The sequence below is a fragment of the Streptomyces rhizoryzae genome, from assembly GCF_023155275.1.
GTDB lineage: Bacteria > Actinomycetota > Actinomycetes > Streptomycetales > Streptomycetaceae > Streptomyces > Streptomyces rhizoryzae.
In genome coordinates this window covers 1-10,873 of sequence record NZ_JALMUV010000084.1, presented here as the reverse complement: position 1 = coordinate 10,873, position 10,873 = coordinate 1, and the positions used below count along the sequence as shown (strand labels likewise).

Below are 10,873 nucleotides of genomic sequence, written 5' to 3'. Positions count from 1 at the left end.
CGGGCGACGGGCGACGGGCGACGGGCGACGGGCGACGGGCGACGGGCGACGGGCGGCGCGCGGTGTGGCACGACCCGGTGGCGGTGCGCCAGAGTGGTCCCCTACGCGATCTTCGAAGAGGGGCGGTACCGATGGCACAGGAAGTGCGCGGCGTCGTGGCGCCGGGGAAGAACGAAGCGGTCCGGGTGGAGACCATCGTGGTGCCCGATCCCGGGCCCGGCGAGGCCGTGGTGAAAATCCAGGCGTGCGGCGTGTGCCACACCGACCTGCACTACAAGCAGGGCGGGATCAACGACGACTTCCCGTTCCTGCTGGGCCACGAGGCGTCCGGCGTGGTGGAGTCGGTCGGCGCGGGCGTCACCGACGTCGCCCCCGGGGACTTCGTCATCCTCAACTGGCGGGCGGTGTGCGGCGCCTGCCGGGCCTGTCTGCGCGGGCGGCCCCAGTACTGCTTCAACACCCACAACGCCCGGCAGAAGATGACGCTCACGGACGGCACCGAGCTGACCCCGGCGCTGGGCATCGGCGCGTTCGCCGACAAGACGCTGGTCGCCGCCGGGCAGTGCACCAAGGTCGATCCGGCGGTCTCCCCGGCCGTCGCGGGCCTGCTGGGCTGCGGTGTGATGGCCGGAATCGGCGCCGCGATCAACACCGGCGGGGTCGGCCGCGGCGACGCGGTCGCGGTCATCGGCTGCGGCGGGGTCGGCGACGCGGCGGTGGTCGGCGCCCGGCTGGCCGGCGCGGCGAAGATCATCGCCGTGGACATCGACGACCGGAAGCTGGAGACGGCCCGCACCATGGGCGCCACCCACACGGTCAACTCCCGCACCACCGACCCCGTCGAGGCGATCCGCGACCTCACCGGCGGCTTCGGCGCGGACGTCGTCATCGACGCGGTCGGCCGCCCGGAGACCTACCGCCAGGCGTTCTACGCCCGCGACCTGGCCGGCACCGTCGTCCTGGTGGGCGTCCCCACCCCCGAGATGACCCTGGAACTTCCCCTGCTGGACGTCTTCGGCCGCGGCGGCGCCCTGAAGTCCTCCTGGTACGGCGACTGCCTGCCGTCCCGGGACTTCCCGATGCTGATCGACCTGCACCAGCAGGGCCGGATCGACCTCGGCGGGTTCGTCACCGAGACCATCGGCATCGACGAGGTCGAGCGCGCCTTCGACCGGATGCACGCCGGTGACGTGCTGCGTTCGGTGGTGGTGCTGTGATGGCCGCCCGGATCGACCACCTCGTCACCTCCGGGACGTTCTCCCTGGACGGCGGCGAGTGGGACGTGGACAACAACGTCTGGATCGTCGGGGATGGCGCGGAGGCCGTCGTCATCGACGCCGCCCACGACGCCGACGCCATCCTCCGCGCCCTCGACGGGCGCACCCTGCGGGCGATCGTCTGCACCCACGCGCACAACGACCACATCGACGCCGCCCCGGCGCTGGCCGCCCGCACCGGCGCGCGGATCCTGCTGCACGCCGACGACCTGCCGCTGTGGAGGCAGACCCACCCGGACACCGCGCCCGACGCGGAGCTGCGGGACGGCCAGGTGCTGACCATCGCCGGGATCGACCTGACCGTGCTGCACACCCCGGGGCACGCGCCCGGCGCGGTCTGCCTCCACGCGCCGGACCTGAACACCGTGTTCACCGGGGACACCCTCTTCCGGGGCGGGCCGGGCGCCACCGGCCGGTCGTTCTCCGACTTCCCGACGATCATCGACTCGATCCGCGACCGGCTGCTCACCCTGCCGCCGGACACCGTCGTACGGACCGGCCACGGCGAGCCGACGACGATCGGCGCGGAGGCCCCGCACCTGGCGGAGTGGGTGGCCAGGGGGCACTGAGGGGTGGGGAAGGGGGCGCGGGGGCCTTAGGGGGTGGGCGAACGGATCCCGTAGGGGACGCACGCGCCCCCTGCGGGGCCTCAACGTGGCGTGGGGGGCGGGTATTCCCGCGACGCGCCGCAAGGCCCCGGGCGAGCCCGCCCCCAGGCGGGCCCCTCGGCCGCCCCTCAGGCGGGCCTCCGGCCGCCCCCCAACGGGCCCCGGTGGCCGCCCCCCAACGGGCCTCGGGCTCCCCCCAACAGGCGCCAACCCCCAGCCGCCACAAGGGAGTTCACCCCCACCCCCCATACCCCGATCGTCAGCCCTCCTCGGCCGCGCGGTGGAGGATGCGGGCCGCGGCGGCCGCGGAGTCGACGAGGGGGTGCAGGGCCAGGGCGCGCAGCGCGGCGTCGCGGTCCTTGAAGAGGGCGGCGTCCACGGTGGCCCGTTCGACGGCCTTCACCTGGAGCATCAGGCCCAACTGGTCCTCCCGCAGCGGCGCGCAGGGCAGCGGGCGCGCCCCCCGGGAGGTCACCTCGCACACCGTCTCCACGATCGCGTCCGGCGCCAGCTGCGGCACCGTCGTGCCGTTGCGGACGTTGAGGATCAGCCGCCGCCCGGTGTTCCCGGCGATCGCGTGCATCAGCGCCAGCGCCACCCGGTCGTAGCCGCCGCCCTCCAGATCGTGGCTGTCCCGCTGCCAGCCGCCGGTCGCCTCCCGGCTGTGCGCCATGTAGGTCTCCTCGCGCTCCAGCCGGGTGCGCTCCCACAGGTCGTACACCGCGTCCGGGGAGCCGGCCGCCGCGGCCCGCTCGAAGAACCCGCCCTGCTGCCGGTCCAGGAACTCCCCGCGGGTCTGGGCGGTGTCCCGTACGGAGTGCAGGGTCTCCCGGCGGAAGTAGTAGTAGTGCAGGTACTCGTTGGGCAGCGCCCCCAGGACCCGCAGCCACTCCGCGCCGAACAGGCGGCCCTCCTCGAAGGAGCCCAGCGCCGCCTCGTCGGCCAGCAGGCCCGGCAGCACGTCGGTGCCGTCCAGCGTCAACGTGCGCAGCCAGCCGAGGTGGTTGAGGCCCACGTAGTCGTAGGCGGAGCGGGCCGGGTCCGCCAGGGCCGCCGGGTCCGCGCCGGCCGCCCGGGCCGCGCGGCGCACCAGGCCCACCGGCGAGTCGCAGATCCCGATGACGCGGTCGCCCAGCACCTGCGCCATCGCCTCGGTGACCATCCCGGCGGGGTTGGTGAAGTTGATGACCCAGGCGCCCGGGGAGAGCGCCGCGACCCGTTCGGCGATGTCCAGCGCCACCGGGATCGTCCGCAGCCCGTAGAGGATGCCGCCCGCGCCGACCGTCTCCTGGCCCAGTACGCCTTCGGACAGCGGGATCCGCTCGTCCCGGACGCGGCCCGCGGTGCCGCCGACCCGTATGGCGGAGAACACGAAGTCGGCGCCCGTCAGCGCCGCGTCGAGGGTCGTCGCCACCCGTACGGGTACCGGTGCGGGGCGGCCCGCCGCCAGCCGGGCCAGGACGTCCGAGACCACCGCGACCCGCGCCGGGTCGGTGTCGTACAGCGTCAGCTCGGAGACGGAGCGGGCCGGGTCGTCCAGGAGGGCGCGGTAGACCAGCGGTACGCGGAAGCCGCCGCCGCCGAGAATGGTGAGCCTCATGAGGCGGAACGTACCGCAGCATCAGGCACACTGGCGGCACGAGGTGCGTACGAGAAGGGGCGAGCGCGGTGAACGACGGCCGACGCGAGGTGCAACCGCCCCCGGAGCCGGCCGCCGGGCCGCCGGGGCTCGATCCGCTGGCCGCGGTGCGCCGCGGCGGCGATCCGCCCACCGACGTCTACCTCACCGGCACGGTCTTCCTCGACATCATCTTCACCGGCCTGGACTCCGCCCCGGTCCGCGGTACGGAGTCCTGGGCGCGCGGGATGGGCTCCAGCCCCGGCGGCGTCGCCAACATGGCCACCGCCCTCGCCCGGCTGGGCCTGCGCACGTCCCTGGCCGCCGCGTTCGGCGACGACATGTACGGCGAGTACTGCTGGGAGGCGCTCGAACGGGGCGAGGGCATCGACCTGGCGCTCTCCCGCAAGGTCCCCGGCTGGCACTCCCCGGTGACGGTCTCGATGGCCTACGAGGGCGAGCGCACCATGGTCTCGCACGGCCACGAGGCGCCGCCGCCCGAGCACGCCTTCGACGGGGAGCACGCCCCCGGCTGCCCGCCGCCGACCCGGGCCTGCGTCGCCTCGCTGGTGCCCGGCCGCCGGGAGGGCTGGCTGGGCTGCGCGGCCGGCCGCGGCAGCCGGATCTTCGCCGACGTCGGGTGGGACGACACCGGGCGCTGGGACCCGGCCGACCTCGCCGACCTGGAGCACTGCGAGGCGTTCCTGCCCAACGCCGGGGAGGCGATGCGCTACACCCGCACCGACTGCCCGCGGGCCGCCGCCCGCAAGCTCGCCGACCTGGTGCCGCTCGCCGTCGTCACGCTCGGCGCGGAGGGCGCGTACGCGGTGGACGCGCGCACGGGGGAGACCGCCGAGGTGCCGGCGATCGCGGTGGAGGCGCTGGACCCGACCGGCGCCGGGGACGTGTTCGTCGCCGGGTTCGTCACCGGCACGCTGGCCGGCTGGCCGCTGGCGGACCGGCTGGCGTTCGCGGGGCTGAGCGCCGCGCTGTCGGTGCAGGAGTTCGGCGGGTCGCTGTCGGCGCCGGGCTGGGGAGAGATCGCCGCGTGGTGGTGCCGGGCGCGGAGCCTGGGCACGGCGGCGGGGGACGGGCTGCGCCGCCAGTACGGGTTCCTGGACGCGGTCCTGGCGGGCCCCGGGGCGGGTCCCGGCTTCCCGGCCGTGCCGGACGACGCGGCGCCGTCGGCGTCCGCCCGGCTGGCCCGCGCGGTCCCGACGATCGGGTTCCGGCCGCCGGTCTGAGGGCCGGGCGCCCGCCGGTCCGGGCCCGCCCGGGGGTGGGCGGCGGGCGGGGCGCCACCGTCCGCGAGGGGCGCGGAGCCGAGCGTGACGGGCCGGCGGGGGCGGTGCCGGGCGGCCGGGGCCGGGGAGCGGGGGCGGGCCGGAAAACCCGGCCGGGTTGTCGGTGCCCCGTCGTACTCTGGTAGCGCAAGGAGCCAGTGCGGGCACCGCCGCTTGCAGGTCCGCACCTGTGATGAGCAAAGGATGGGGGTTGAGCAGGCCACCCGGCCTACCCATGACGCAGACACCCACACGAGCGCAGGCGAGCGCCCAGTTCACGGTCCCGGCCAAGCACCCGATGGTGACGGTCCTGGGATCGGGAGACTCGCTCCTGCGTGTGATCGAGGACGCTTTTCCCGCCACCGACATCCACGTCCGGGGCAATGAGATCAGCGCGGTCGGCGACGCCCGTGAGGTCGCCCTCGTCCAGCGCCTGTTCGACGAGATGATGTTGGTTCTCCGCACCGGGCAACCGATGACGGAGGACGCGGTGGAACGTTCCATCGCCATGCTCCGCGCGGCGGAGAACGGCGAGGGGGCGACCGAGACCCCGGCCGAGGTGCTCACCCAGAACATCCTCTCCAACCGCGGCCGCACCATCCGTCCCAAGACCCTCAACCAGAAGCGCTATGTCGACGCCATCGACAAGCACACCATCGTCTTCGGGATCGGCCCGGCCGGCACCGGCAAGACCTACCTGGCCATGGCCAAGGCCGTGCAGGCCCTCCAGGCCAAGCAGGTCAACCGCATCATCCTGACCCGCCCCGCGGTCGAGGCCGGCGAGCGCCTGGGCTTCCTGCCCGGCACCCTCTACGAGAAGATCGATCCCTATCTGCGCCCGCTCTACGACGCGCTGCACGACATGCTCGACCCCGATTCCATCCCGCGCCTGATGGCCGCCGGGACGATCGAGGTGGCGCCGCTGGCGTACATGCGCGGCCGGACGCTGAACGACGCGTTCATCATTCTCGACGAGGCGCAGAACACCAATCCCGAGCAGATGAAGATGTTCCTCACCCGGCTCGGATTCGACTCCAAGATCGTGATCACCGGCGATGTGACCCAGATCGACCTGCCGGGCGGCACCAAGAGCGGTCTGCGCCAGGTCCGGGACATCCTCACCGGCGTCGACGACGTCCACTTCGCCGAGCTGACCAGCAGGGACGTGGTCCGGCACAAGCTCGTCGGCCGTATCGTCGACGCCTACGAGAAGTACGACAGCCGCAACGGCCGGTAGCCCGCGCCGCACGACCAGAGAAGCGAGACCCACCCACCCCATGTCGATCGACGTCAACAACGAGTCCGGTACGGACATCGACGAGCAGGCGGTCCTGGACATCGCCCGCTATGCCCTGGCCCGGATGCGGATCCACCCGCTGTCCGAGCTGTCCGTCATCGTCGTGGACGCCGAGGCCATGGAGCAGCTCCACCTCCAGTGGATGGACCTCCCGGGCCCGACCGATGTCATGTCCTTCCCGATGGACGAGCTGCGCCCGCCGGCCAAGGACGACGAGGAGCCCCCGCAGGGGCTCCTCGGTGACATCGTGCTCTGCCCGGAGGTCGCCGCCCAGCAGGGCAAGGCCGCCCCGACGGGGCACAGCATGGACGAGGAACTCCAGCTGCTGACCGTCCACGGCGTGCTGCACCTGCTCGGCTACGACCACGAGGAGCCCGACGAGAAGGCCGAGATGTTCGGCCTCCAGGCCGCGATCGTCGACGGCTGGCGGGCCGAGCGGGGCCTGACCGGCCCCTCGCCGGCCCCCACCGTGACCTGACGGAGCGCGCGATGACCACCCTGATCGCCGTCGCGGTGCTCCTCGTCGTGATCGCCTGGCTCGCCGCCTGCGCGGAGGCGGGCCTGACCCGGACGACGAGCTTCCGGGCCGAGGAGGCGGTCCGCTCCGGCCGCCGCGGCAGCGCCAAGCTCGCCGCGGTCGCCGCCGACCCCACCCGCTACCTCAACGTCGCGCTGCTGGTGCGGGTCGGCTGCGAGATGGCCGCCGGCGCCCTGGTCACCTACGCCTGCCTGCGCTCCTTCGACACGACCTGGCAGGCGCTGACCGTCGCCATCGCGGTGATGGTGCTGGTCTCCTACGTCGCCGTCGGGGTCTCCCCGCGCACCATCGGCCGCCAGCACCCGCTGAACACCGCCACCGCCGCCGCGTACGTGCTGCTGCCGCTGGCCCGGGTGATGGGCCCGGTGCCGCAGCTGCTGATCCTGCTCGGCAACGCCCTCACCCCCGGCAAGGGCTTCCGCAAGGGGCCGTTCGCCTCCGAGGCCGAACTGCGGTCGCTGGTGGACCTGGCGGAGAAGGAGTCGCTGATCGAGGACGAGGAGCGCCGGATGGTGCACTCGGTCTTCCAGCTCGGCGACACCCTCGTCCGCGAGGTGATGGTGCCGCGCACCGACCTGATCTCCGTGGAGCGCTTCAAGACCATCCGCCAGGCGCTGACCCTGGCGCTGCGCTCCGGCTTCTCCCGGATCCCGGTGACCGGCGAGAACGAGGACGACATCGTGGGCGTGGTCTACCTCAAGGACCTGGCCCGCAAGGTGCACATCAGCCGGGACGCGGAGACCGAGCTGGTGTCGACGGCGATGCGCCCGGCGGTGTTCGTCCCGGACACCAAGAACGCCGGCGACCTGCTGCGCGAGATGCAGCGGGACCGCAACCACGTCGCGGTGGTGATCGACGAGTACGGCGGCACGGCCGGCATCGTCACCATCGAGGACATCCTGGAGGAGATCGTCGGCGAGATCACCGACGAGTACGACCGGGAACTCCCGCCGGTGCAGGACCTCGGCGGCGGCCGCTACCGCGTCACCGCCCGCCTGGACATCGGCGCGCTGGGCGAGCTGTACGGCCTGGCGGAGCTGGACGACGAGGACGTCGAGACGGTCGGCGGGCTGCTCGCCAAGCAGCTGGGCCGGGTCCCGATCGCCGGGGCGACCGCCGAGATCGATCTCTCCGAGGACGCCTCGGACCCGGACCTGAAGGCGCTGCGGCTGATCGCCGAAGCGCCGGCCGGCCGCCGCAACAAGATCGTCACGGTGCTCTGCGAACCGGTCCGCGCGGCGGACGCGGAGCGTGACGGCGCCGCCGGCTGACCGCCGCCCGCCCGGCCCGGCGGGCGGCATTTCCCGGGGAATTCCCCCGCGTTCCGGCCCGCCCGGCAACTGATCCGCAGTGCACCGGAAATTACCGCAAAGCCATTTCCAGCAGCTCTGGATTCTCTTGTCAAGCCCATGGAAAGATCTTCTTGCCGGGGCCGGAAAGGCGCCGGCATCGTGCGGCAGAGGGAAAACGAACGGAATGCGGGCGGGAATATCCGCGCCGGTCCCCGAGGGGGGCGGCGGATACCCCGGGCCCGGTTCCGCCGCCCCTCCGCCGCCCGGCGGTGACGTGACGACCGCCGCGTGCGATGACACCCGGCCGGGCCGCGGACATCGCGCACCCGGGCACCGCACGGCTGCCGTCTCATCGCACCGCGGGCCCGGAAACGACGTTGGCTGAAGAGCCGGGTGCCCCGGCGCAGGGGAGCGGGGCAACCGGACTCTTCAGCCTTCGTGCGTTCCCGCCGGCGGGGACGGCCGCCGCGGATCCGGCGCCTTATCGTGGTGCCCACCGCCGTGCCGACAGGGGGAGACATGGCCGCCACCACCGCAGCCGCCGATGCCGAGGTCCGCCGCCGCCAGGAACTGCGCGCCTTCCTGAGGAGCCGCCGGGCCCGGGTCACCCCGGCCGAGGCCGGTCTGCCGGACGGCGGCCGCCGCCGCACCCCCGGGCTGCGCCGCGAGGAGGTCGCGGTGCTCGCCGGCGTCGGCGCCTCCTGGTACCAGTGGCTGGAGCAGGGGCGGGACATCACCGTCTCGCCGCAGGTGCTGGACGCGGTGGCCCGGGTGCTGCGGCTCTCCGGCGCCGAGCGCCGCCACCTCTACGCGCTGGCCGGGCTGAACCCGCCGCCGCGCCGGGACGGCGAGGACCGGGAGCCCGGATCCGGCGGCGTGGGCGCCGGGCTCCAGAGGCTGATCGACGCCTGGATGCCGTCCCCGGCGCACATCACCGACCCGTACTGGAACACCATCGCCTCCAACGAGGCGGCGCGGATCGTCCTCGGCCACGGCCGGCCCGGCGCCTCCCCGAACTGCCTGATCGCGTTCTTCACCGACCCCTTCTACCGCGCCCGCACCACCAGCTGGGAGGCGAACGCGCCCCGGCTCGTCGCCCAGTACCGCGCGGCCTGCTCGGCCCGCGCGGGCGACGAGGGCTTCGCCGAGGTGGTCGCGGAAACCGCCGCGCGCAGCGCGGAGTTCGCCGCGCTGTGGGCGCGCGGCGACGTACAGGACGGCGGGCAGCTGCTGAAGGAGATGGAGCACCCGCGGGTCGGGGCGCTGCTCTTCGAGACCACCCAGCTCCAGGTCCCCGACCGCCCGGACCTCAGCGTGATGCTCTACAACCCCCGCCCGGAGACCGGCACCGCCGCCAAGCTGGAGTGGCTGACCTCGCCGGAGGGGCGGCGCGGCGGGTTGTACCCGGTCGCCGGGTGAGCGGCCCGCGCCGTACGCGCCGGGCCGGCCCGGCATATGCTCGCCCGTATGACCGAAGCCGCACCGCTGGACCCCGAAGACCGCAAGATCATCACGCTCGCGCGCTCGGCGCGGGCCCGTAACGGCGTCCCCGAGGGCGCCGCCGTCCGCGACGAGACCGGCCGCACCTACGTCGCCGGCACCGTCGCGCTGGAATCCCTCCGGCTCAGCGCCCTCCAGACGGCCGTCGCGATGGCCGTCGCCAGCGGCGCGCAGTCCCTGGAGGCGGCGGCCGTGGTCACCGAGGCCGCGCAGGCCGCCGACGCCGACCGGGCCGCCGTCCGCGACCTCGGCGGCCCGGACACCCCGGTCCTGGTGGCCGGCCCCGACGGCACCCTGCGCACCACCGTCCCGGCTGGCCCGGCGGCCTGACCGGACCCCCACCGGGCGGGGCGCCCGCACCCCGGCGCGCCCCGCCGGTGCGACCGGCAGCGGCGGATGGTCGGACCGGCCGCGAGGATCGGGGAGAATGGGCGCCATGAGCGTTCGCACAGAGTCCACCGCCCCGCACCGTGCCGGTTTCGCCTGTTTCGTCGGCCGCCCCAACGCGGGGAAGTCCACCCTCACGAACGCTCTCGTGGGCACGAAGGTCGCGATCACCTCCAACCGCCCGCAGACCACCCGCCACACCGTGCGCGGCATCGTGCACCGCCCCGACGCCCAGCTGGTGCTGGTCGACACCCCGGGCCTGCACAAGCCGCGCACCCTGCTCGGTGAGCGGCTCAACGACGTGGTCCGCACCACCTGGTCCGAGGTCGACGTGATCGGCTTCTGCCTCCCCGCCGACCAGAAGCTCGGCCCCGGCGACCGCTACATCGCCGGCGAACTGGCCGACATCCGGAAGACCCCCAAGGTCGCCATCGTCACCAAGACCGACCTGGTCGACTCCAAGACGCTGGCCGCCCAGCTGCTCGCCATCGACCGGCTCGGCAAGGAGCTCGGCATCGAATGGGCCGAGATCATCCCGGTCTCCGCGGTGGGCGACAGCCAGGTCTCGCTGCTCGCCGACCTCCTCGTCCCGCTCCTCCCCGAGGGCCCGGCCCTCTACCCGGAGGGCGACCTCACCGACGAGCCGGAGCAGGTCATGGTCGCCGAGCTGATCCGCGAGGCCGCGCTGGAGGGCGTCCGCGACGAGCTGCCGCACTCCATCGCCGTCGTCGTCGAGGAGATGCTCCCGCGCGAGGACCGCCCCGCCGACAAGCCGCTGCTCGACATCCACGCCAACGTCTACATCGAGCGCCCCAGCCAGAAGGGGATCATCATCGGCCCCAAGGGCAAGCGGCTGAAGGAGGTCGGGACGAAGTCCCGCAAGCACATCGAGGCGCTGCTGGGGACGCCGGTCTTCCTCGACCTCCACGTGAAGGTCGCCAAGGACTGGCAGCGGGATCCTAAGCAGTTGCGCAAGCTTGGTTTTTGATTCCCACGTTTTTGGCTTTCCCGCCGTGCGGGGTGCCTGCGGCGGGCCTGCGCACGTTGTTGGGTTTCCCGCCGTGCGGGGTGCT

Annotated in this window: 10 protein-coding genes; 9 read left to right on the top strand and 1 reads right to left on the bottom strand. The window is 73.8% G+C overall.

Going from position 1 to position 10,873, the window contains the following annotated elements:
- The first annotated feature begins 131 nt into the window (after window positions 1–131).
- Together MUU72_RS34305 and MUU72_RS34300 are read left to right on the top strand one after the other, a co-directional pair.
- Window positions 132–1,217, top strand: a complete 1,086-nt coding sequence (locus tag MUU72_RS34305; RefSeq protein WP_248017375.1) for an S-(hydroxymethyl)mycothiol dehydrogenase — start codon at window positions 132–134, stop codon at window positions 1,215–1,217.
- Window positions 1,217–1,846, top strand: coding sequence for an MBL fold metallo-hydrolase (locus tag MUU72_RS34300; protein ID WP_248017374.1), 630 nt, complete (start codon window positions 1,217–1,219; stop codon window positions 1,844–1,846). The genes MUU72_RS34305 and MUU72_RS34300 overlap by 1 nt, the downstream gene beginning before the upstream one ends.
- A 298-nt stretch (window positions 1,847–2,144) precedes the next feature.
- Here the strand turns inward: MUU72_RS34300 and MUU72_RS34295 are convergent, their stop codons facing one another.
- Complete coding sequence (locus tag MUU72_RS34295; RefSeq protein ID WP_248017373.1) at window positions 2,145–3,485, bottom strand: 6-phospho-beta-glucosidase; 1,341 nt, start codon at window positions 3,483–3,485, stop codon at window positions 2,145–2,147.
- A 68-nt stretch (window positions 3,486–3,553) separates the two neighbouring features.
- Here MUU72_RS34295 and MUU72_RS34290 point away from each other — a divergent pair, with 68 nt between their 5' ends.
- From MUU72_RS34290 to era, 7 genes are all read left to right on the top strand, one after another.
- Window positions 3,554–4,747, top strand: coding sequence for a carbohydrate kinase family protein (locus tag MUU72_RS34290; RefSeq protein ID WP_248017372.1), 1,194 nt, complete (start codon window positions 3,554–3,556; stop codon window positions 4,745–4,747).
- A gap of 274 nt (window positions 4,748–5,021) precedes the next feature.
- Complete coding sequence (locus tag MUU72_RS34285; RefSeq protein WP_248017371.1) at window positions 5,022–6,023, top strand: PhoH family protein; 1,002 nt, start codon at window positions 5,022–5,024, stop codon at window positions 6,021–6,023.
- Window positions 6,024–6,063: 40 nt separating this feature from the next.
- Window positions 6,064–6,561: an rRNA maturation RNase YbeY gene (gene ybeY, locus MUU72_RS34280; RefSeq protein ID WP_248017370.1), complete on the top strand. Its 498-nt coding sequence runs from the start codon at window positions 6,064–6,066 to the stop codon at window positions 6,559–6,561.
- An 11-nt stretch (window positions 6,562–6,572) separates the two neighbouring features.
- Entirely contained in the window at window positions 6,573–7,892 is a 1,320-nt protein-coding gene (locus MUU72_RS34275; RefSeq protein ID WP_248017369.1) for a hemolysin family protein, read from the top strand.
- Between the two features lie 540 nt (window positions 7,893–8,432).
- Window positions 8,433–9,332 carry a helix-turn-helix transcriptional regulator gene (locus MUU72_RS34270; RefSeq protein WP_248017368.1) on the top strand — a complete coding sequence of 300 codons (900 nt, stop codon included), beginning with the start codon at window positions 8,433–8,435 and terminating at the stop codon, window positions 9,330–9,332.
- Between the two features lie 48 nt (window positions 9,333–9,380).
- Window positions 9,381–9,743: a cytidine deaminase-like protein gene (locus MUU72_RS34265; RefSeq protein ID WP_248017367.1), complete on the top strand. Its 363-nt coding sequence runs from the start codon at window positions 9,381–9,383 to the stop codon at window positions 9,741–9,743.
- Window positions 9,744–9,840: 97 nt separating this feature from the next.
- Window positions 9,841–10,788, top strand: coding sequence for a GTPase Era (era, locus tag MUU72_RS34260; RefSeq protein ID WP_372503297.1), 948 nt, complete (start codon window positions 9,841–9,843; stop codon window positions 10,786–10,788).
- Window positions 10,789–10,873: the final 85 nt, after the last annotated feature.